The sequence below is a fragment of the Streptomyces sp. AM6-12 genome, from assembly GCF_044327085.1.
Classification (GTDB): domain Bacteria; phylum Actinomycetota; class Actinomycetes; order Streptomycetales; family Streptomycetaceae; genus Streptomyces.
The window spans coordinates 4,651,018-4,670,806 of record NZ_JBIQWN010000001.1; the positions used below are offsets into that span (position 1 = coordinate 4,651,018).

Sequence of the window (19,789 nt, forward strand, 5' to 3'; positions counted from 1 at the left end):
ACCCCCATGACCGACACCTCCGCCGACATCCGGCTCGTCGTCCTCGACATGGCCGGTACGACCGTCGCCGACGGCGGGCTCGTGGAGCGCGCCTTCGCCGTGGCCGCCGCCGAACTCGGCGTCCGGGAGGGCACGGCCGAGCACGCCGGGCACCTCGCCTACGTCCGCGCCACCATGGGCGAGTCCAAGATCTCCGTCTTCCGGCACCTGTTCGGGGACGAGGAGCGGGCCCGGCGCGCCAACACCGCCTTCGAGAAGGCGTACGGCGAACTGGTCGACGGCGGCCTGATCGCCCCCGTCCCCGGCGCCCGCGAGACCATCGAGGAACTGCTCGTGGGCGGCCGGACCGTCGTACTGACCACCGGCTTCGCCCGGATCACCCAGGACGCCATCCTCGCCGCCCTCGGCTGGCGGGACCTGGTGCCGCTCACCCTGTGCCCGGCGGACGCCGGCGGGCGCGGGCGGCCCTACCCGGACATGGTCCTGGAGGCGTTCCTGCGGACCAGGGCCGCCGAGGACGTACGGCAGGTCGCCGTGGTCGGGGACACCGCGTACGACGTGCTCAGCGGCGTGCGCGCCGGGGCCGGACTGGTCGCCGGGGTGCGCACCGGGGCCCACGGCGACGAGGAGTTCCGCGCGGCGGGCGCCGGCCACGTCCTGGACTCCGTGGCCGGCCTGCCCGCGCTGCTCACGGGAGCCCGGTGAGATGAGCATCCGCTTCGATTCCGTCACGGTCGCCTACGACGGCGCCGTCGTCCTCGACTCCCTCGACCTGACCGTCGAGCCCGGCGAGGTGATGGCGCTGCTCGGGCCGTCCGGCTCCGGCAAGACCACCGCGCTGCGGGCGGTCGCCGGGTTCGTCCGGCCCGCGTCCGGGCGGGTGTTCCTCGGCGGCCGGGACGTGACGGACCTGCCACCGTACCGGCGGGGCGTCGGGATGGTCGTCCAGCAGTACGCGCTGTTCCCGCACATGCGGGTCGAGGAGAACGTGGCCTTCGGGCTCAAGGCCCGCGGCACGGCCAAGGCCGAGGTGCGCCAACGGGTCGGCGAGGCGCTGGAGATGACCGGTATGGCCGGCTACGCCCGCCGCCATCCACGGGAGCTGTCCGGCGGCCAGCAGCAGCGCGTCGCGATCGCCCGCGCGCTGGCCATCCGGCCCGACGTACTGCTCCTGGACGAGCCGCTGTCCGCGCTCGACGCCCAGCTGCGCTCCGGGATGCTCGCCGAACTCGCCCGGTTGCACCGCGAGTTGCCCGAGGTCTCGATGCTGTACGTCACCCACGACCAGGTCGAGGCGCTGACGCTGGCGGACCGGATCGCGGTGATGGACAAGGCGCGGCTCCAGGGCTGCGGCACGCCCAGGGAGCTGTACCGGGCGCCGGCGAACGAGTTCACCGCGTCCTTCGTCGGCGGGGCGAACCTTCTCCCGGTGACGGTGAGTTCGGGAAGCGTCGACTTCGCGGGCCGGGAGGTGAAGGTCGACACGGCGGACGTGGCGGCGGGGGCACGGGCCACGCTGTGCGTACGGCCGCATCTCGTGGGAATCGGGGAGGGGCCCAACCAGCTCACCGGTGTCGTACGCGAGATCCAGTGGCGGGGAGCCACGCACCGGCTGTATGTCGAGGTCGGTGCCCACCAGGTCATGGCCGATGTACGTGAGTTGAGGAATCCGCCGTGGCGGGGGGACGAGGTCACGCTGCACTTCGCGCCGGACGACGCGGTGCTGCTGCCCGCGGGGGTCGGTCATGGCTGAGGCCGTGCAGAAGGTGCGGCTCGTCCGTGGCCGGTCGCGCAGTTCCCCGCGCCCCTACCGGGCACTCGCCTGGGCCCTCCCTCCCCTCATGCTCCTCGCCCTCTTCTTCCTCTACCCCCTCGCCCTCGTCGTCCAGCAGTCCTTCCGGCCGGACAGCGGCGGGACGTCCGTCCAGCCGTACGCCGATGTGTTCGCCTCGGAGGCGTTCCGGCACGCGCTGTGGACCACCGTGTGGCTGGCGCTCGCCTCGACCGCCGGGTGCCTGGTGCTCGGGTTCCTGCTGGCGCTGGTGATCGCGTTCGTGCCGTTCCCCGGAGCGAGGGCGGTGGCGCGGTTCGTGGACGTGTTCCTGTCCTTCCCGTCCTTCCTGATCACGTTGGCCCTGCTGTTCATCTACGGCAGCGTCGGCATGGCCAACGGGGCGTGGACCGATCTCACCGGCGCCGCGCAGGGGCCGTTCCAGTTCCTGAACACGCCCTGGGGCGTGCTGCTCGCGGAGATCACCTACTTCACGCCGTTCGTGATGCGCCCGCTGCTCGCCGCGTTCTCGCAGCTGGACACCGCCCAGCTGGAGGCGGCCAGTTCGCTGGGGGCACGGGCGCCCAGGGTCGTCCGCAGGGTGATCCTGCCGGAGGCGCTGCCCGCGCTCGCGGCCGGCGGCAGCCTCGTCCTGGTGCTCTGCCTCAACGAGTTCGGCATCGTGCTGTTCACCGGCGCGAAGGGGGTCACCACCCTGCCGATGCTCGTCTACAGCAAGGCAATCCTGGAGTCCGACTATCCGGGCGCCTGCGTGGTCGCCGTCGTCAACGTCCTGATCTCCGTGGGCCTGTACGGCCTCTACCGGGTGGTGAGCCGTCGTGCTGGTGCATAGCCGGGGGGCCAGGTGGGCCCTGTGGGCGGTGTTCCTCGTCCTCTTCCTGCCGCTGTTCGCGCTGCCGCTGCTCACGGTGCTCGGCGCCTCCTTCGCCACCCACTGGTCCAGCGTCCTGCCCTCGGGCCCGACGCTCGCCAACTACCGTTCCGCGACCCGCGGCGAGGCCCTCCAGGCGCTCGTCACCAGCCTGCTCACCGCCACCGGTGCCAGCCTGCTCGCGCTGGCCGCCGGCACCTGGGCGGCGCTCGCCGGGGCGGCCCTGAACAGGCGCGGCAAGCGGGTGCTGGACGCCCTGTTCGTACTGCCGGTCGCCGTGCCCTCCGTGGTGGTGGGCCTGTCGGTCCTGGTGGCCTTCTCCAAACCGCCGCTGCTGCTCAACGGCACCCGCTGGATCGTGATCCTCGCGCACACCGTGCTGGTCACCGCCTTCGCCCACCAGTCCGTGTCGGCGGCGATCACCCGCCTCGACCCGGCCTACGAACAGGCCGCCGCCTCCCTCGGCGCCCGGCCCTCCCATGTGCTGTGGCGGGTACGGCTGCCCCTGCTGCTGCCCTCCCTGACCGCGGCCGCCGGCCTCTGCTTCGCCCTGTCCATGGGCGAGCTGAGCGCCACGATGATGCTCTATCCGCCGGACTGGACCCCGCTGCCCGTCCTGATCTACGCGGCCACCGACCGGGGGACCCTGTTCACCGGCTCCGCCGTCGCCGTGGTGCTGATGGCCGCGACCCTGCTCGTCCTGTTCGCCGTCTCCCGGATCCGCACCCGGGCGTCGTACCGCTGACCCTCCCGACCGCCCTGAAAAACGCCAGGAGTTCGTTCCGCCATGTCCAGAACCCGCGTCCCGCTCGCCATCGTCCTCGCCCTGCTCGCCGCCCCCGCGCTGTCCGCCTGCGGTGCCTCCTCCGCCGCCGACGCCAAGGAGGTCACCGTATACAGCGCGGACGGCCTCAAGGGCGAGAACGGGGACGGTTGGTACGACAAGGTCTTCGCGGACTTCACCAAGAAGACCGGTATCAAGGTCAAGTACGTCGAGGGCGGCTCGGGCGAGGTGGTGCAGCGCGCCGTGCGGGAGAAGAGCAACCCGCAGGCCGATGTGCTGGTCACGCTGCCGCCGTTCATCCAGGAGGCCGACGCCAAGGGCCTGCTCCAGAAGTACGAGCCCGACGGTTCCACGGCGGTCAGCGGGGCCGACAAGGCGCCCGACGGCACCTGGACCTCCGTCGTGAACAACTACTTCGGCTTCGTCTACGACAAGAAGGAGCTGAAGCAGGCGCCGAAGACCTGGGACGACCTGCTCGACGCCCGTTACAGGAACAAGCTCCAGTACTCCACGCCGGGCGTCGCCGGCGACGGCACGGCCGTGCTGATCCAGGCCATGCACGACCTCGGCGGCAAGGACCGGGCGCTCGCCTACCTGAAGAAGCTCCAGGCCAACAACGTCGGCCCGTCCGCCTCCACCGGCAAGCTCGCGCCCAAGGTGGACAAGGGCGAGCTGCTCGTCGCCAACGGCGATGTCCAGATGAACTACGCCCAGGCCAAGACCATGCCCAACCTCGGCATCTGGTTCCCGGCGGGCAAGGACGGCAAGCCCTCCACCTTCGCGCTGCCGTACGCCGCGGGCCTGGTCACGAAGGCCCCGCACAGCGCCAACGGCAGGAAGCTGCTCGACTTCATGCTCTCCCAGCAGGCGCAGGCCCAGGTCAGCTCCATCGGGGGCGGCTTCGCGGCCCGCGAGGACGTCAAGGCCACGGACGCCAACGCCAGCGCCCTCACCAAGCTGATGGACGGCGTCCAGTTCTTCCAGCCCGACTGGAACGACATCGACAAGAACCTGACGTCGTACGTCGAGGACTGGAAGTCGGCGACGGGCAGCTGACCGCCGGGACACGGATCGGCCGCGGCTGACTACGCTGGGGGCGTCGGTACGCCGTGGTTCCGGCGCCCCCGCCCGTCGATCTCACGCATGCCAGGAGACGCACAGCATGGCAGACCGCAAGCCGATCACATCGTGGCTCACCGACATGGACGGCGTCCTGATCCACGAGGGCGTGCCGATCCCCGGTGCCGAGGACTTCCTGAAGAGGCTGCGCGACTCGGGCCGCCCCTTCCTGGTCCTCACCAACAACTCCATCTACACCGCCCGCGACCTGCACGCCAGGCTGCGCCGGATGGGCCTGGACGTGCCGGCCCAGAACATCTGGACCTCGGCGCTCGCCACCGCCCAGTTCCTGAACGACCAGCGGCCCGGCGGCAGCGCCTACGTCATCGGCGAGGCCGGCCTGACCACCGCGCTGCACGACATCGGCTACGTCCTCACCGACCACGAGCCCGACTTCGTGATCCTCGGCGAGACCCGCACCTACTCCTTCGAGGCCATGACCAAGGCCGTCCGGCTGATCAACGACGGCGCCCGGTTCATCGCCACCAACCCCGACAACGTCGGCCCCTCCACCGAGGGCGCGCTGCCCGCCACCGGCTCGGTCGCCGCCCTGATCACCGCCGCGACCGGCCGCAAGCCCTACTTCGTCGGCAAGCCCAACCCGCTGATGATGCGCGCGGGCCTCAACGCGATCGGCGCCCACTCCGAGACCTCCGCGATGATCGGCGACCGCATGGACACCGATGTGCTGGCGGGCCTGGAGGCCGGTATGCGCACCTTCCTGGTGCTCAGCGGGGTGACCCGGACGGAGGACGTGGACGGGTACCCGTTCCGGCCCTCCCAGGTCGTGGACTCCATCGCCGACCTCGTCGACCTCATCTGACGTCCGGCCCCCGCACCCGTCTCACCCGGATGGAGCAGCGGCGCGCCCCCCGGGATGCGGGGGCGCCCCGGCCGGGAGAACCTCCTTACGTGTCTGGAGGTTCACGATGGGCTCACTACCCCTCACTGTGTGCAGCGGTCTGCTGGCCGTAGCCGCGCTCGGCCCGACGGCCCAGGCCGCCCACGCGGCCGACGGCGGCACCCTCGCCGCGGCGCCCGCGGCCCCCGTGCCGGGGGCCGCGGTGACCCTGCGGGTCAGCGGCTGCACCGGGAGGCATGCCACCGCCGCCTCGCGCGCCTTCACCGCCGACGCCCGCCTCACGGGCGCCCACAACGCCCTCGCGGGCCGGGCCCGCGTCGGCTCCACGGTCGGGCCGGGCGCCTACGACGTCAGGGTCACCTGCGCCGACCGGGTGGTGGACGGCAGGATCACGGTCGTGGCCGGGGACGGCGGCAGCAGAGTCTCCGCCGCTCCCGTCGACGCCACCGCGCACTTCGCCACCGTGGCCACCAGCGGCTCCGGACCCGACACCGCGCAGGCCCTGACCGGTCTCGCGCTGGCCTCGGTCGCCGCCGTCGCCGTGGGTCTGCGCACCCGCCGCGACCGCCGCCCCCGCTGAACCCGCCGCGCCGGCCGCGGTCGGCTCACCCGGACGAGTCGGCTCACCCGGACAGGCGTGTCCGCACGTTCCCGAAGTGGTCCCTTATGGCGCGCTCCGCCCGCGGGGAGTCCCCGGCGCGCACCGCGTCCAGGATCTCCCGGTGCTGGCGGCAGGTCACCCGCGGGTCCTGCGGCACGTCCACCAGGTCCCGGCGCACCCGGTGGAAGGCGTCCCAGAACGCCTCCAGGACCTCGCTGAGCAGGGCGTTGTCCAGGCCCCGGTAGAGCGTGGCGTGGAAGGCGCGGTCGGTGTCCGCGAGACCGTCGCCGCGCGCCGCCTGCTGCTCCATGCGGTCGACCAGCGCGTCCAGCTCGGCCAGGTCCGCCGCGGGCAGCCGCCCGGCGAGCCGGGAGACGAGGCCGGTCTCCACGGCCTCGCGCAGTTCGAGGAGCTGGAGCAGCGAGTCCTCGCCCCGGTAGTGGCCGACGACCGTGCGGAAGGCCAGGCCCTCGATCATCGGCGCGAACGACATCGGGCCGACGTACGTCCCGAAGCCGTGCCGGATCTCCACGATGCCCATCGCCTGGAGCGCCTTCAGCGCCTCGCGCACCGAGTTCCGGCTCGCCCCGAGGAACTCCATCAGCTCCGGCTCGGTGGGCAGCGGGGCTCCGGGGGGCAGCCGCCGGTCCACGATCAGCTTCTTGATCCGCTCCTGAAGGTCCCGCGCCGCCATGACCAGAGCGTAGCGGCCCACCCCACCGACGAACGCCCCCGGCAACGGGCATGCGAGAAGGCCCCTCACCGATGGGAGGAGGCTGGAGCCGGGCTCGGGGGTGCGGGTGGCGGAGCCCCCGCCGCGCGCGGCGAAGCCGTGCAAAACAGAGATGGCGACCCAGGTCCGCGTTGTCCGCGGACATGAGTCGCCATCGTCATCGTGCGCCGCCAGGGACTCGAACCCCGGACCCGCTGATTAAGAGTCAGCTGCTCTAACCAACTGAGCTAGCGGCGCCTGCTGACAGAGAGAACTCTACCTGACCAGCTGGGGTGCTCCGAACCGCCGGGGAGGGGCGCAGGAGGGGCCGTACATCGTTCGGACCGTCAAAGTGCGCGTTCCGTGGACAGTTGGGAAACTGATCAACGTGCACACAAGCGGACAAAAACACCATGAATGTGAGGCAGATCGCATGACCGCTCCGGTGTTCGAGGAGTTCGAACCCGCGCGCGACTGTGACTGCCCCGGCTGTGTCCACCGGCGCCGCGCCCGTCGCCGCCAGCTGCCCGGCCGTCTCGCCCAGCTCCCCGCGAGACGCGGGATGGCCGTCGTGGCCGCCGTGTCCGCCGCCCTCGGCGCGGTGACCCCGGCGGCCGCGCTGCCCGCCGTCCTCCCCGCCGGCCACCCCCCGCACCGCCAGGCCGTCCCCGGCGACGGCGAGAGCGCGACCCCTCAGGGCCCCCCGTCCCCGCTGCACGGCCGGGGCCCCGTCCGCCCCGGCGCCGCCCGTACCCCGCACACCACCCGCAACGCCATCATCAAGCGGGCCAAGTCCTGGGTGACCGCGAAGGTGCCGTACAGCATGGGCAGCTACTGGACCGACGGCTACCGGCAGGACTGCTCGGGCTACGTCTCCATGGCCTGGGGCCTGGGCAGCAACCAGTGGACCGGCAGCCTCGCCCAGTACGGCGTAAAGATCACCAAGTCCCAGCTCCAGCCCGGCGACATCCTGCTCTACCACAACGCCGCCAACCCCCAGGACGGCTCCCACGTGGTGATCTTCGGCGGCTGGACGGACTCCGACCACACCCACTACAAGGTCTACGAGCAGACACCCCCGCACACCCGCAGCCGGACCACGCCCTACCCCTACTGGAGCAACACCGGCAAGTACGTCCCCTACCGCTACAAGGGCCTGTCCACCGGCAGCGAGGGCGCCGAGGCGGCGGACGGCAAGGCCTCCCCGGACTTCCCGGGCCCGGACGCCTTCGGGTCCGGCGCGGTCAACGAGTACGTCACCCAGCTGGGCCAGATGCTGGTGGCGCGGGGCGCGGGGCCGTACTACCCCGAGGGTCCGGGCCCGGTCTGGAGCGAGGCGGACCGGCGGGCCACCGAGGCGTTCCAGCGGGCCCAGGGCTGGCAGGACGCGCAGGCCGACGGGCTGCCGGGCCCGCGCACCTGGGAACTGCTCACCTCCGGCCGGGGCCGGGACATCCCTCCGGACGCGCCGGAGCCCGCCGCCAACGGCGTGCCCGGCTATCCCGGCAAGGCCTACTTCCGCGCGGGGCAGAGCAGCGAGTACGTCACCCGGCTGAGGGGCCGGCTGACCCGCAAGGGGTTCGGCCGGTTCTACGACGACGATCCCGGACCGCGGTGGGGCGAGGCGGACCGGCAGGCCGTGGCGGCCTTCCAGCGCAGCCAGGGCTGGCGGGGCGGCGCGGCCGACGGCTCGATGGGCCCGGAGACCTGGCGCCGCCTCTTCTCCTGAGCCCCGCCCCGACCGCCGTACGCATCCCATCAGTTCCCGTTCATGACGCATCTGGCGCGGAGGCTGGAGGCACCCATGAGTACGACCACCTCGCACACACCGTCCGGTTCCGAGGGGCATCCCTGGTCGGCCACGGCCACCGGCACCCGCCCGGCCCGGCTGATCCGCAACGAGTCCACCACCGAGATCCCGGTCCATCTGCTGTTCCGCGACGACCCCGGCGGCCGGGACGTTCGCGGGGACGGCCGTGATCCGGTGGGGCCGCCGCTCGCGCCCGCCGTGGTGGGGCGCCGCCAGGGCACCGGTGAACTGCCGCGCGCGAGCCGCCCGGCGCCGGCGCGTCGGCACCCGCTGCCCCGGATCGACCCCGAGCTGACGGAGCGTCCGGCGCGGGTGCTGCCCGGTGCGGCCGGGGTGCTCGCCGGGGCCTGCGGGGTCACCGGCTGCCTGGCCGCCTCCTGGTGGGCGGGGGTGCTGCCGCCGCTCGCCGCCCAGGCGCTGCGCCTGCCGGAGCCCGCGGGCGCGGGGCTCGGACCGGCGCAGTGGGCGGCGTACGCCGGGGCCGGGCTGCTCGGCGCGGCCGGGTTCGGCGGGCTGGCTCGCGGGCGCACCGGACGGGCCTGGGTGGTGGGCCTGTTCGGCCGCTACCAGGGGACGGTGCGGCGCACCGGGCTGCTCTGGGTCAATCCGCTGCTGCGGCGCCGGCGGGTCGACGTGCGGCTGCGGCACTGGCGCAGCGAGGCGATCCCCGCGGCCGATCCGGGCGGCACCCCGCTGCGGGTGGTGGTGCTGGTGGTGTGGCGGGTGCGGGACACCGCGCGGGCGGTGCTGGGCCTGGAGGACCACGAGCGGTATCTGCGCGAGTGCGTGGAGGCGGCGCTCGCGCGGGTGCCGGTGGAGCCGGCGGGCGGCGTGGGCGGCGGGCCCGCGGCGGCGGGGGAGCGGCTGACCCGGCTGGTGACGGCCCAGACCGCGCCGGCCGGTCTTGAGGTGTTCTCCGTGCAGCCGCTGCGGGTGGAGTACGACCCGGAGATCGCGGCCGCGATGGAGCGCCGCCGGATCGCCGCGCTGGACGCCCGGCAGCGGGCCAGCGTGCTCAGCTCGGTGGTGGACTCCGTGGAGGACACGGTGACCCGGCTGACCACGCGCGGCCTGGTCGAGCTGGACGACGACCAGCGCAAGGTGCTGGTGCGCGACCTCACGGTGGCGTTCTGCGCGGGGCGCGGGGAGCAGGTGTAGCCGGGAGCAGGTGCGGACGCCACTGGTATGGACATGACCAAGTGACGCCCATAACCTGTGACTTGGTCTAGACCTTCCTCCGTGGCGCCTCCCTGAACTCCCCACGTTCTCCAGGAGCGGCAGTATGCGAACCAAGACCAGAATGTCCGCAGTCGTGCTCGGCGTGGTGACCGCCGCAGCGTTCGCTCTCTCCACCGGCGGCGCCAGCGGGCACGGCTACACCGACCTGCCCATCAGCAGGCAGAAGCTCTGCGCCAACGGTACGGTCAAGGGCTGCGGCGACATCCAGTACGAGCCGCAGAGCGTCGAGGGCCCCAAGGGCTTCCCGGCCGCCGGACCCGCCGACGGGCAGCTCTGCAACGGCGGCGTGGACCGGTTCGCCCAGCTCAGCTCGCCGACCACGCCGTCCGGCGCCGCCTGGCCGACCACGCAGGTGACCGGCGGGCAGTCGTACACCTTCCGCTGGCAGTTCACGGCCCGGCACGCCACGACGGACTTCAAGTACTACGTCACCAAGCAGGGCTGGAACCAGAACCACCCGCTGTCCCGCTCGGACCTCAACCTCACGCCGTTCCTGACGGTGCCCTACAACGGCCAGCAGCCGCCGGCGACGCTCAGCCACAGCGGCGTCCTGCCGACGGGCCTGTCCGGCCACCATGTGATCCTCGCGGTCTGGACGATCGCCGACACGGGCAACGCGTTCTACGCCTGCTCGGACGTCACCTTCTAGGCGAACGAAAAGGGCCCCTCACCGAGGTGAGGGGCCCTTTTCGCTGTGCGCCGCCAGGGACTCGAACCCCGGACCCGCTGATTAAGAGTCAGCTGCTCTAACCAACTGAGCTAGCGGCGCGTGACTCTCGCCTTCCGCTTCCCGCGGCCGGCGACGAAGAAAATACTACCTGGTCCTCGGGGGTGCTCGTGACCACCCGAGGGGTCGCCTAGATCGCCAGCGAGAGCAGCACCGGAGCCGCGTTCCGGTTCAGCGTGTCCGCGGCCTGCTTCAGCCGGTGCGCGTGCTCCACCGGGAGTGACACGGCCAGGCAGCCCACCGAGGCGCCCGCGGTGATCGGGACCGCCGCGCAGACCGTGCCGACCGCGTACTCCTGGAGGTCGAGCACCGGCACCGTCGGCGGCTGGGACTCCAGGCGGGACAGCAGCAGCTTGTCGCTGGTGATGGTGCGCGAGGTGAGGCGGGCCATCTTGTGCCGGGCGAGATGGTCGCGGCGCGCGTTGTGGTCCAGCTGGGTCAGCAGGCTCTTGCCGACCGCCGTGGCGTGGGCCGAGTAGCGGAAGTCCACCCACTCGTTGACCGCGGGGGTGGCGGGCCCGGCGGCGTACTGGGTGACCTTGACCTCGCCGTCGACGTACCGGCTGATGTAGACCGCCGCGCCGACCGAGTCGCGCAGCCGGTCCAGCATGCGCTGGAGCTTCTCGGCGAGGGCCCGCTCGCGGTCCCGGACCGAGGTGAGCCGGCGCAGGGTGTCGCCGGTGGTGTACGCCCCGCCGCCGATCTGCTCCACGTACCCCTCCCGGCGCAGCATCCGCAGCAGCAGGGCGAGCCGCTCGGGGCCGAGGCCGGTGTGCCGGGCCAGCTCGGTCTCGGTGACCCCGGCGGCGGTGCGCGCCACGGCCTCCAGCACGCGCAGCGCGTCCTGGACGGAGTGGTACGGGGCGGTCGGCTCGTGCATCAGCGCCACGGTGGGTCCCCCCTGCGCTCGCTTACTGGGCCGTGGATTTCCGGACGGTGCGGCGATACCACGATAACGGGCAAACGGCCGCCGGGGAGGGGGCGTTGACAAGTTCCCGGCCCGTCGTTCTCGTCCCGGCGGCCGCCTCAACTGCGGCGGAGGCCCGCTGGCATATGCCAAAGGCATGCCCCAGCGGCTGGACCTCGACCGTTGCTCACGGACGCCACAGCACCGCCCTCACGGCGCCGCGCCGATGAATTCCCGTGTGCGGTCCTGCTCCGGCTCGCTGAAGATCTTATCCGGCGCCTAGCCGCGCCGCTCCCCAGCGGCCTGTCCCCGCTTCCCGCCCCTCGCCTCCACAACCCCCACCGTCCACCGGATCAGTGGCCCGGTACGTAACCGCGTTTCTTGTCGACCACGTTCCGCAGGGGCCGGCCCGCCGCCCAGCGCTCGTACAACTCCAGGAACTGGCGGCCCAGTTCGTCCCGCCAGCCCACCGTGTCGCCGCTCATGTGCGGGGAGACGATCAGCCCCTCCAGCCCCCACAGCGGGCTGTCGGCCGGCAGCGGTTCGGTGGCGAACACGTCCAGCGCGGCGCCCGCGATCCAGCGCCGGGCCAGGGCGTGGACGAGCGCCTCCTCGTCCACGAGGGCGCCGCGCCCCACGTTGACGAAGAACGCCGAGGGCTGCATCACGCCGAAGAGGTGGGCGCCGAACATGCGGTACGTCGCCTCCGTCAGCGGCGCCGCCGCGATCACCCAGTCCGCGCGGGAGACCAGCCGGTCCAGGTCGTCCGGGCCGTACACCCCGGTCCGCGGCACCCGCCCCACCAGCGCCGTCGTCACCCCGAGCGCCTTCAGCAGCCGGACGATCGCCCGCCCGACCGGCCCCGTACCGACCACACACGCCCGCGTGCCCGCCACCCGCCGGCTCTCCCGGTGCCGCCACACCCGCTCCCGCTGCTGCTCCAGGGTGCGCGGCAGATCCTTGGCCACCGCCAGCACCAGCGCCGCCACGTACTCGGCGATCGGCTGCTCGAAGATCCCGCGCGCGTTGGTGACCACCGCCTCGGACGCGGCCAGCTCCGGGCACAGCAGATGGTCCACGCCCGCGCTCGCGGTGTGCACCCAGCGCGGCCGGGGCCCGGCGCCGGGCCATGCCTCGCGCACCGCGGTCGAGGTGAAGTCCCAGACCAGCAGCGCGTCCGCGTGCGGCAGCCGCTCGGCCAGGTGCGCCGCGTCGGTGTGCACGATCCGGGCCCGCCCGGTCAGCCGGCCGAGCCGGGGCGGCGGCTCGGCGTCCAGCACCAGCAGGGTGGGGACGCTCGCCGTACCGGACGGCTCCCGGCGTCCGGCGGGACGGCTCCCGACGTCCGACATGCGCGGCTCCCGGCGGTCCGTGGCGGACGCGTGCCCGGACGCTCCGGAGGCACCCCTCCGGCCTACCGGACAGCACGGACCGTCCACGCTCGCACCCCGGCCCACCCACGTCAACACGGTCGGCCGGCCATGGTGTGGGCCGTGCCGCCGAGGCTGGGTACCCGAGCTGCGGGACCACACCGGGCGTCGCCCCGCGGGCGTCCCGTGCCGATGCCCGAACGCACGCAGGAAGGACGGACATGACCGCACTCGGAGTCCTCTATCCGGGCCACTTCGCAAAGGACGACTATCCGCGCATCGAGCAGCTCCTTGGCAGCGACATCCGGGTGGACCTGATCCACGCCGAGGACGGCGAGGACGCGCGCCGGATCGAGGAACTGCGCGAGACGGGCTCCGCGGAGCGGCTCGGCGCGGGCATGGAGCGGCTGCGGCTCGCCGGTGCCGAGACCGTGGTGTGGGCGTCCACCAGCGGCGGCTTCGTGCACGGCTGGCAGGGCGCCCAGGACCAGGTGCGCACGCTGGCCCGGCTGGCCGGGATGCCGGCCTCCTCGACGTCCTTCGGCTTCGTGCACGCGGCCCGTGAGCTGGGGGTACGACGGGTCGCCGTCGGCGCCACCTACCCCGGGGAGATCACCGCGCTGTTCGTGGAGTTCCTGCGGGCCGGGGGCCTGGAGGTGACCGGGGCGCGCTCCTCGGGGATCAGCTCGGCCGCCGAGGCCGCCCGCTGGGGCGAGGAGGACGTGCTGACGCTGGCGCGGGCCGCGGACGACGCGGGCGCGGAGGCGGTGCTGCTGCCGGACACCGCCCTGCACACGGCCGCCCACCTCGGGCTGCTGGAGAAGTCCCTGTCCAAACCGGTCCTCACCGCGAACCAGGTCACGGTGTGGGAGGGGCTGCGGCTCGCCGACCGGCGGGTGAACGCGCCCGAGCTGGGCGCGCTGTTCACCAGGGAGCCGCTCGTCCAGGTCTGAGGGCCGCTCCCGGCGGGCGGAATAAGCGGGGAGGGCCGCCTGTTACGACACTCCGGCACAGCTCACGCCGGAACCAGGAGGCCCCCACCGTGTCCGCAGACGAGGCAGCTCAGGCACCCGAGAACCACGCGGTGGCGCACGAGGACCGCGCGGTCGCGGACGGCATCCGGGGCACGGCGCACGGCACCGCACCCGTCCCGCTCTCCGTCCTGGACCTGGTGACGGTCGGCGCGGGCCGCACCGCCACCGACGCGCTGCGCACCAGCGCCGAGCTGTCCCGCCTCGCCGAGGCCCGCGGCTTCCACCGGTACTGGGTGGCCGAACACCACTCCATGCCGGGCGTCGCCTCCTCCTCGCCGGCCGTGATCCTCGCCCACCTCGCCGCCCACACCGAGCGCATCCGGCTCGGCTCCGGCGGCGTGATGCTGCCCAACCACGCCCCGCTGGTGATCGCCGAGCAGTTCGGCACGCTGGAGGCGCTGGCCCCGCGCCGGATCGACCTCGGCCTCGGCCGCGCTCCCGGCACCGACGGCGCCACGGCCGCCGCCCTGCGCCGCAGCGACACCCTGCACGAGGGCGCCGACGACTTCCCCGAGCAGCTCGCCGAGCTGATCCGCTTCCTGGACGACGACTTCCCCGACGGCCACCCCTACCGGCGCATCCACGCGATCCCCGGCCCGGTGCAGGGCAGCACCGAGGGCGGGGTCCAGTCCCCGCACCGTCCGCCGGTCTGGCTGCTCGGCTCCTCCGGGTTCAGCGCCCAGCTGGCCGGCATGCTCGGTCTGCCGTTCGCCTTCGCGCACCACTTCTCCGCGCAGAACACCATCCCCGCGCTCGACCTGTACCGGCAGACCTTCCGCCCCTCCCCGGTGCTCGCCGAGCCCTACGCCCTCATCGGCGTCTCCGCCCTCGCCACCGACGAGGAGCGCGAGGCCCGCCGCCAGACCCGCGCGATGGCCCTCAACATGCTCCGCCTGCGGATGGGCCGCCCCGGCCTCTTCCCCGACCCGGCTCAGGCCGAGAACCAGGAACTCGGCGCCATGGAGGAGGAGTTCATCGCCTCCTGGTCGGCCAACGTGGTGCACGGCACCGCCGACGAGGTGCGCTCCGGCCTGAACGACCTCCACAAGCGCACCGGCGCCGACGAGTTGATGATCACCACGCACGCCCACCGTGGCGAGGTGCGGGTGCGGTCGTACGAACTCATCGCGGACGCCTACGAGTTGCCGACGGCCGGATAGCCCCTACGGCACCGCGCGCCCCGCCCTCGCGGGGTGGCGGTGCGGCCGTCCTCAGGGAGTGGCGGTGCGGCCGTCCTCACGTGGTGGCGGTGTACGCCCGTGCCCCCAGCAGCTCGGAGATGCGGTCCGGCGGCACCGGGCGGGAGTACAGCCAGCCCTGGCCGGTGTCGCAGCCGATGCGGCGCAGCCGGGTGGCCTGGGCGGAGGTCTCCACGCACTCGGCGGTCACCGTCAGGCCCAGCCGGTGGGCCAGCTGGATCATCGCCTCCACGATCACCTCGTCGGCCGGGTTGGGCGCCACCCCCTTGGGCGTCTCCTCGTACTGGAAGCTGCGGACGAAGGAGCCGTCCAGCTTCAGCGCCGAGACCGGGAGCCGGCTGAGGTAGGCGAGGTTGGAGTAGCCGGTGCCGAAGTCGTCGATGGCGATGCGCACCCCCATGTCGCTCAGGGCCTGCAACGCCTGGAGCGGGCGGCCCGCCGAGCCCATCACCGCGGACTCGGTCAGCTCCAGCTGGAGCAGATGCGGGGCCAGTCCGGTGTCCGCCAGGGTCTGAGCCACGTCCGCCACCAGGTCGGAGTCCCACACCTGGCGCACGGCCACGTTCACGCTGACGAAGATCGGCGGCTCGCCGGGGTGGGCCTGCTGCCAGCGGCGGGCCTGCCGGCAGGCGGTGACCAGCGCCCAGCGGCCGAGCTGCACGATCGAGCCGTCCTCCTCGGCCAGCCCGATGAACCGATTCGGCGTCAGCGTGCCGAACTGCGGATGGTGCCAGCGCACCAGCGCCTCCACCCCCGACAGACGGCCGTCCTCCATGCCCACCAACGGCTGGTACTCCAGGGCGAATTCACCCCGCTCGATGGCGGGCCGCAGGGTGGAGGACAGGGCCTGCCTGGTCATCCGGTGCGCGTTGCGCTCGGGATCGAACAGCGTCCAGCGGCCCTTGCCGTCGGCCTTCGCCCAGTAGAGCGTCGTATCCGCCGCCTGCATCAGACCGGTCGCCGTGGTGCCCGCCGCATGGCGCTCCACGACCCCGATGGACGCCGTCAGCGACAGCCGCTGCCCGGCCAGGTCGAAGGGCTCCTGGAGGGCCGCGAGCGCGGACTCGGCGAGGTCGGCGAGCTGTTCGGTGCCGGTGGAGTCCTCCACCAGCAGCGCGAACTCGTCCCCGCCGAGCCGGGCCACCAGGGGGGTGGCGGCGCGGGCGTACCCGGCGTCGTCGGCGACCCTGGTCAGCCGCTCGGCCGCGGCGGCGAGCAGCCGGTCCCCGACGCGATGGCCGAGGGTGTCGTTGACCGCCTTGAACCCGTCGAGGTCCAGGTAGCACAGCCCGATCCGGCCGGTGCCGCCGCGCTCGTACGACTCCGCCTCCAGCGCGGCCGTCAGGCGCTCGAAGAACAGGGTGCGGTTGGGCAGCCGGGTCACCGGGTCGTGCATCTGCAAGTGCCGCAGCCGCGCCTGGAGTTCACGGCGGGCGCTGATGTCGGCGGCGGACAGCAGCACGCCCGCCCCGCCGTCGGCCAGCGGGACCACGGTCAGCTGCACCCACACCGTGGTCCCGGCGGGGCGCTTCAGCCTGCGGGTGCAGCGCAGCCTGGCCTGCCGCCCGCTCAGCACCTCCCGGTAGGCGTGCCAGGAACGGGCGTCGGCGGCCAGGTCCACCAGATCCGCGGCGGACCGGCCGGTGAGGGTGTCGCAGTCGGTGCCGAGCAGCTCGCCGAAAGCCGGGTTCGCGCGCAGGACGAAGCCTCCGCGGTCCACGACGGCCATGGCGAGCGGCGACGCTCCGAAGACACGGTCGTAGGTGATGTGATCACTGTCTGTGACGGCTGACCGGTCGAGGTCTGCCGCGGGCGTCGGCCCTTCGGACGTTCCGCTCACCGCTCGCTCCCGCAGTGCACTCGATCTCTGTCCGTGCCGGAAAGTGTGCCGATCATAGAGGCTGGCCCCAGGCCCTTCCAGCCATCATCCAGTGTCCCGGACCGGACAGACTTTCTGACAGATCGTTTCTGCCCGCACCTGGACGGGTTATTGAGCCCGTCGACCAGTTGTGACGTTCCGTGAGTGAATCGGGGCTGACGAGCGCCGTAGTGCGCCAGGCGCCCAAATGGGGAGCGCTCACCCTTCTGGTGCAGACAAACAGGGCATCGAGTGGTGAAACCGAGCAACCTGGGTGCGGGTCTGTCGAACCGCGTCCGGAGGTCATGTCCGTGCCCCTGCTGCGCAGCACCGCCGCCGTGTGCACCACGTTGTCGGCGGTGGCCGCGACCTCGATCTTCACCGGCCCGTCGGTCGCCGAGCCCTTCTCCACCGCCCCCTGTGCCCTGCACCGCACCGAGGCCCACCACTCCGAGGGCGTCGACACCTGGGACTCCGACTACGCCCGCCCCACCCGGACGCTGGACGCGGTGATGGTCTTCCTGTCCTTCCCGGACGGCACCCCGCGCACCACCCCGGCGGAACTGACCGCCGACCACTTCCCGGAGACCAGCCGCTACTTCGAGCAGGCTTCCTACGGCAGGTTCACCCTGCGGCCGCATCCGCTGACGCACTGGCTGCGTATGCCCCGCCCGTCGACGGCGTACGCCATGCGGCGGGACTGGGCCGCCGAGGACCGGGCCGCCTATCTGAACGACGCCTTCAAAGTGGCCGACAAAGTTGTCGACTTCTCCCGCTACCAGGTGGTGTACCTGGTAGCCGACCCGGACGCGCCCGGTGTGGACTCCGACGCCACCAAGGTCGTCAACCTCGACACCCCCCTGCATGTGGACGGCACGGATGTACGGCGGGTCGTCACGGTGTTCGAGAAGCATCCGCCGGACCGGCTGGTTCTCGCCCATGAGACCGGCCATGTCTTCGATCTGCCCGACCTCTACCACCGCCCGGCCGACGGCAAGGGCGACTGGGACACGTACGTCGGCGACTGGGACCTGATGGGCAGCCAGTTCGGGCTCTCACCGGATCTTTTCGCCTGGCACAAGTGGCGGCTCGGGTGGCTGGACCCGCGCCAGGTGATGTGCGTACGCGGCACCGGGCCGACCCGGATCACCCTGGAACCCCTCGCCGCGGGGCCCGGCATCCCGGTGCAGGGCACCGGCGGGGCGCCCGCGTTCGGGCTCGGCGGCGGGGTGAAGCTGGCCGTGGTGCGCACCGGGGCCGACAGCGCCCTCGCCTTCGAGGCCCGCACCGCCGCCGGCAACGACCGCGCCACCTGCCGCGAGGGCATCCTCGTCTACCGGGTGCGCAGCGGCGCGGAATCCGGCGGCGGCCCCATCGAGGTCGTCGACGCCCACCCGCACACCTCGGCCTGTCCCGACGACTCCGTCTACCCGCCGCTGGCCGACGCCCCCGTGGCCCTGGGCGAGAGCTTCACCGTGCCGGGGCAGGGCGTGAAGGTCGAGGTGGAGGACCGGACGGCTTCGGGGGCGTGGACGGTGCAGATCACGCAGAGGATCAGGGGCTGACCTCCCGGCCGGCGTCCATCGGGCCGACCTGACGGGAGCGTGGGTGGCGGAACCCTGGCGTCGCGCGGCGGAGCCACGCGAAAACAGCGATGGCGAGTTCTGACCGTGTTTTTCTGGTCAGAACTCGCCATCGCCATCGCGTGCGCCGCCAGGGACTCGAACCCCGGACCCGCTGATTAAGAGTCAGCTGCTCTAACCAACTGAGCTAGCGGCGCCTGCTGACGTCGTAGACCTTAGCATCCTGGTCGGCGGGAGGAAAAATCGATATCCGCACCGCCGCCCTGGCCGCCCGCACCGCCGCCCACAGCAGCACCTCCGGGCCCGGCAGCCAGGGGTGACGCGCGTCCGGGGCGACCAGCCAGCGGGGGTCGGCCGAGGCGTCGACGTCGGGTGCCGGGACGGTCACCGCGTCGCCCGTGCCGTGGCAGAGCAGGGGCGGCACGGCGGCGGCCCGGTGCGAGCCCCACTCCTCCCAGGCCAGCAGCGAGGGCAGCCGGTGGGCGGTGCCGGGGGCGCAGAACAGCAGCATCCGGCCACGGGACATCGCGACCGGGCCCGAGCCGGGGCCGTCGTCCCAGAGCCGGTCGAGCATCCGGCGGCCGAAGACGGCCGGGGCGCTCACCACGTCGAAGACGGTGCCGCAGGGCAGGACGGCCGGGGCGGGCGCCCGCCGCGGGTAGGTCCCGGCCGAGGCGAGCCAGGCGGCGCCGTCGGAGGTGACGCGGGTGACGTTCGGTGTACCGCTCATGCCGTACAGATCTACCGGCGGTGAGCAACCGGTTCTGCTGAGTTGCGAAAAACCGGGACAGGCGGCGGGGGAGAGGAGTATCTTGCCCGCCTGGCATATGCCAGACGAGGATCACGTCGGCTTATCACACGGCGGATCGCGCGCGGGGTCACACGGGATCGGCGGTGGTCCGGCCCTCGCTGTTCCCGCGCATCAGGTCCCGGCCGAACTCGACCATGCGCTTGGCATAGTCCTCGGTCCACTCCGCGCGCTCGGCGATGTCAGCGGTGGTCAGCCGGTCGAACCGGCGCGGGTCGGCGAGCTGGGCCGCGGCGATGGCCTGGAATTCCACGGCACGGTCGGCGGCCGCGCGGAACGCCTGGGTCAGCTCCGTCGCGCGGGACAGCAGCGCCCGCGGATCCTCGATGGACTCCAGCTGGAAGAAGTGCTCGGGATCGGCGGCCGCTTCCACGGGCTCGAAGATCAGGGGCGCGGGGCGTAGCCGCGGTTCGTTCCGACGCGGCGTGGGCTCCGCCATGTCTTCATCTCCTCCTCGTACGGCTCTGCTGCCGGACCCGGCGGGTCTGCCGGGCCACCGTCCATTGTCCCGCG

Annotated in this window: 19 protein-coding genes and 3 tRNA genes; 13 read left to right on the top strand and 9 right to left on the bottom strand. The window is 72.9% G+C overall.

All coding sequences use genetic code 11. The annotated features are described in order from the left end of the window. Window positions 1-6 precede the first annotated feature (6 nt). The 7 genes from ACE4Q9_RS21105 (at window position 7) to ACE4Q9_RS21135 (ending at window position 6,008) form a co-directional block, all read left to right on the top strand. Window positions 7-705, top strand: a complete 699-nt coding sequence (locus ACE4Q9_RS21105; protein ID WP_397985776.1) for an HAD family hydrolase — start codon at window positions 7-9, stop codon at window positions 703-705. 1 nt (window position 706) lies between these two features. Then, window positions 707-1,753, top strand: a complete 1,047-nt coding sequence (locus tag ACE4Q9_RS21110; RefSeq protein WP_397985777.1) for an ABC transporter ATP-binding protein — start codon at window positions 707-709, stop codon at window positions 1,751-1,753. A gap of 88 nt (window positions 1,754-1,841) precedes the next feature. Next, window positions 1,842-2,624, top strand: coding sequence for a 2-aminoethylphosphonate ABC transporter permease subunit (locus ACE4Q9_RS21115; protein WP_397987287.1), 783 nt, complete (start codon window positions 1,842-1,844; stop codon window positions 2,622-2,624). Then, the gene (locus tag ACE4Q9_RS21120; protein WP_397985778.1) at window positions 2,611-3,408 is read left to right on the top strand and encodes an ABC transporter permease; all 798 of its coding nucleotides are present in this window, start codon (window positions 2,611-2,613) and stop codon (window positions 3,406-3,408) included. Before ACE4Q9_RS21115 ends, ACE4Q9_RS21120 begins: the two co-directional genes overlap by 14 nt. A 42-nt stretch (window positions 3,409-3,450) precedes the next feature. Next, complete coding sequence (locus ACE4Q9_RS21125) at window positions 3,451-4,503, top strand: 2-aminoethylphosphonate ABC transporter substrate-binding protein (protein WP_397985779.1); 1,053 nt, start codon at window positions 3,451-3,453, stop codon at window positions 4,501-4,503. Window positions 4,504-4,609: 106 nt separating this feature from the next. Further along, the gene (locus ACE4Q9_RS21130) at window positions 4,610-5,389 is read left to right on the top strand and encodes an HAD-IIA family hydrolase (protein ID WP_397985780.1); all 780 of its coding nucleotides are present in this window, start codon (window positions 4,610-4,612) and stop codon (window positions 5,387-5,389) included. 106 nt (window positions 5,390-5,495) lie between these two features. Continuing rightward, window positions 5,496-6,008 (top strand): hypothetical protein, encoded by a 513-nt coding sequence (locus ACE4Q9_RS21135; RefSeq protein ID WP_397985781.1) that lies wholly within the window; start codon window positions 5,496-5,498, stop codon window positions 6,006-6,008. A gap of 43 nt (window positions 6,009-6,051) precedes the next feature. Here the strand turns inward: ACE4Q9_RS21135 and ACE4Q9_RS21140 are convergent, their stop codons facing one another. Further along, window positions 6,052-6,723 carry a FadR/GntR family transcriptional regulator gene (locus tag ACE4Q9_RS21140; protein WP_397985782.1) on the bottom strand — a complete coding sequence of 224 codons (672 nt, stop codon included), beginning with the start codon at window positions 6,721-6,723 and terminating at the stop codon, window positions 6,052-6,054. Window positions 6,724-6,925: 202 nt separating this feature from the next. Continuing rightward, a tRNA-Lys gene (locus ACE4Q9_RS21145) sits at window positions 6,926-6,999 on the bottom strand. Window positions 7,000-7,174: 175 nt separating this feature from the next. Between ACE4Q9_RS21145 and ACE4Q9_RS21150 the strand changes: the two genes are divergently transcribed. From ACE4Q9_RS21150 to ACE4Q9_RS21160, 3 genes are all read left to right on the top strand, one after another. Then, a complete protein-coding gene (locus tag ACE4Q9_RS21150) occupies window positions 7,175-8,470 on the top strand; it encodes a peptidoglycan-binding protein (RefSeq protein ID WP_397985783.1) in 1,296 nt (431 codons plus the stop codon). 75 nt (window positions 8,471-8,545) lie between these two features. Continuing rightward, window positions 8,546-9,709 (top strand): SPFH domain-containing protein, encoded by a 1,164-nt coding sequence (locus ACE4Q9_RS21155; RefSeq protein ID WP_397985784.1) that lies wholly within the window; start codon window positions 8,546-8,548, stop codon window positions 9,707-9,709. A gap of 124 nt (window positions 9,710-9,833) precedes the next feature. Next, complete coding sequence (locus ACE4Q9_RS21160; RefSeq protein ID WP_397985785.1) at window positions 9,834-10,439, top strand: lytic polysaccharide monooxygenase; 606 nt, start codon at window positions 9,834-9,836, stop codon at window positions 10,437-10,439. Window positions 10,440-10,485: 46 nt separating this feature from the next. Here the strand turns inward: ACE4Q9_RS21160 and ACE4Q9_RS21165 are convergent. The 3 genes from ACE4Q9_RS21165 to ACE4Q9_RS21175 all read right to left on the bottom strand — a co-directional run bounded on the left by ACE4Q9_RS21165 (window position 10,486) and on the right by ACE4Q9_RS21175 (window position 12,776). Then, window positions 10,486-10,559: transfer RNA gene (locus tag ACE4Q9_RS21165), tRNA-Lys, on the bottom strand. A gap of 88 nt (window positions 10,560-10,647) precedes the next feature. Continuing rightward, window positions 10,648-11,406 (bottom strand): IclR family transcriptional regulator C-terminal domain-containing protein, encoded by a 759-nt coding sequence (locus tag ACE4Q9_RS21170; RefSeq protein WP_397985786.1) that lies wholly within the window; start codon window positions 11,404-11,406, stop codon window positions 10,648-10,650. 371 nt (window positions 11,407-11,777) lie between these two features. Next, entirely contained in the window at window positions 11,778-12,776 is a 999-nt protein-coding gene (locus ACE4Q9_RS21175) for a D-2-hydroxyacid dehydrogenase (RefSeq protein WP_397985787.1), read from the bottom strand. A 239-nt stretch (window positions 12,777-13,015) separates the two neighbouring features. Here ACE4Q9_RS21175 and ACE4Q9_RS21180 point away from each other — a divergent pair, with 239 nt between their 5' ends. Together ACE4Q9_RS21180 and ACE4Q9_RS21185 are read left to right on the top strand one after the other, a co-directional pair. Beyond that, complete coding sequence (locus tag ACE4Q9_RS21180; RefSeq protein ID WP_397985788.1) at window positions 13,016-13,747, top strand: decarboxylase; 732 nt, start codon at window positions 13,016-13,018, stop codon at window positions 13,745-13,747. Window positions 13,748-13,878: 131 nt separating this feature from the next. Beyond that, a complete protein-coding gene (locus ACE4Q9_RS21185; RefSeq protein WP_397987288.1) occupies window positions 13,879-14,988 on the top strand; it encodes an LLM class flavin-dependent oxidoreductase in 1,110 nt (369 codons plus the stop codon). 76 nt (window positions 14,989-15,064) lie between these two features. Here the strand turns inward: ACE4Q9_RS21185 and ACE4Q9_RS21190 are convergent, their stop codons facing one another. Next, the gene (locus ACE4Q9_RS21190) at window positions 15,065-16,867 is read right to left on the bottom strand and encodes a putative bifunctional diguanylate cyclase/phosphodiesterase (protein WP_397985789.1); all 1,803 of its coding nucleotides are present in this window, start codon (window positions 16,865-16,867) and stop codon (window positions 15,065-15,067) included. A gap of 323 nt (window positions 16,868-17,190) precedes the next feature. Here ACE4Q9_RS21190 and ACE4Q9_RS21195 point away from each other — a divergent pair, with 323 nt between their 5' ends. After that, window positions 17,191-18,450: a M6 family metalloprotease domain-containing protein gene (locus ACE4Q9_RS21195; RefSeq protein ID WP_397985790.1), complete on the top strand. Its 1,260-nt coding sequence runs from the start codon at window positions 17,191-17,193 to the stop codon at window positions 18,448-18,450. A 141-nt stretch (window positions 18,451-18,591) separates the two neighbouring features. Here the strand turns inward: ACE4Q9_RS21195 and ACE4Q9_RS21200 are convergent. From ACE4Q9_RS21200 to ACE4Q9_RS21210, 3 genes are all read right to left on the bottom strand, one after another. Beyond that, a tRNA-Lys gene (locus tag ACE4Q9_RS21200) sits at window positions 18,592-18,665 on the bottom strand. Continuing rightward, window positions 18,656-19,198, bottom strand: coding sequence for a hypothetical protein (locus ACE4Q9_RS21205; RefSeq protein WP_397985791.1), 543 nt, complete (start codon window positions 19,196-19,198; stop codon window positions 18,656-18,658). Before ACE4Q9_RS21205 ends, ACE4Q9_RS21200 begins: the two co-directional genes overlap by 10 nt. A 148-nt stretch (window positions 19,199-19,346) precedes the next feature. Next, a complete protein-coding gene (locus ACE4Q9_RS21210) occupies window positions 19,347-19,715 on the bottom strand; it encodes a hypothetical protein (RefSeq protein ID WP_397985792.1) in 369 nt (122 codons plus the stop codon). Between the last annotated feature and the right edge of the window lie 74 nt (window positions 19,716-19,789).

What these genes read in the sequence shown, in the direction of transcription:
- ACE4Q9_RS21105 (WP_397985776.1), top strand. Translation starts at nt 7, where the DNA reads ATGACCGACACCTCCGCCGACATCCGGCTCGTCGTCCTCGACATGGCC.
- ACE4Q9_RS21110 (WP_397985777.1), top strand. Translation starts at nt 707, where the DNA reads ATGAGCATCCGCTTCGATTCCGTCACGGTCGCCTACGACGGCGCCGTC.
- ACE4Q9_RS21115 (WP_397987287.1), top strand. Translation starts at nt 1,842, where the DNA reads ATGCTCCTCGCCCTCTTCTTCCTCTACCCCCTCGCCCTCGTCGTCCAG.
- ACE4Q9_RS21125 (WP_397985779.1), top strand. Translation starts at nt 3,451, where the DNA reads ATGTCCAGAACCCGCGTCCCGCTCGCCATCGTCCTCGCCCTGCTCGCC.
- ACE4Q9_RS21130 (WP_397985780.1), top strand. Translation starts at nt 4,610, where the DNA reads ATGGCAGACCGCAAGCCGATCACATCGTGGCTCACCGACATGGACGGC.
- ACE4Q9_RS21135 (WP_397985781.1), top strand. Translation starts at nt 5,496, where the DNA reads ATGGGCTCACTACCCCTCACTGTGTGCAGCGGTCTGCTGGCCGTAGCC.
- ACE4Q9_RS21140 (WP_397985782.1), bottom strand. Translation starts at nt 6,723, where the DNA reads ATGGCGGCGCGGGACCTTCAGGAGCGGATCAAGAAGCTGATCGTGGAC.
- ACE4Q9_RS21150 (WP_397985783.1), top strand. Translation starts at nt 7,175, where the DNA reads ATGACCGCTCCGGTGTTCGAGGAGTTCGAACCCGCGCGCGACTGTGAC.
- ACE4Q9_RS21155 (WP_397985784.1), top strand. Translation starts at nt 8,546, where the DNA reads ATGAGTACGACCACCTCGCACACACCGTCCGGTTCCGAGGGGCATCCC.
- ACE4Q9_RS21160 (WP_397985785.1), top strand. Translation starts at nt 9,834, where the DNA reads ATGCGAACCAAGACCAGAATGTCCGCAGTCGTGCTCGGCGTGGTGACC.
- ACE4Q9_RS21175 (WP_397985787.1), bottom strand. Translation starts at nt 12,776, where the DNA reads ATGTCGGACGTCGGGAGCCGTCCCGCCGGACGCCGGGAGCCGTCCGGT.
- ACE4Q9_RS21180 (WP_397985788.1), top strand. Translation starts at nt 13,016, where the DNA reads ATGACCGCACTCGGAGTCCTCTATCCGGGCCACTTCGCAAAGGACGAC.
- ACE4Q9_RS21195 (WP_397985790.1), top strand. Translation starts at nt 17,191, where the DNA reads ATGTCCGTGCCCCTGCTGCGCAGCACCGCCGCCGTGTGCACCACGTTG.
- ACE4Q9_RS21205 (WP_397985791.1), bottom strand. Translation starts at nt 19,198, where the DNA reads ATGAGCGGTACACCGAACGTCACCCGCGTCACCTCCGACGGCGCCGCC.
- ACE4Q9_RS21210 (WP_397985792.1), bottom strand. Translation starts at nt 19,715, where the DNA reads ATGGCGGAGCCCACGCCGCGTCGGAACGAACCGCGGCTACGCCCCGCG.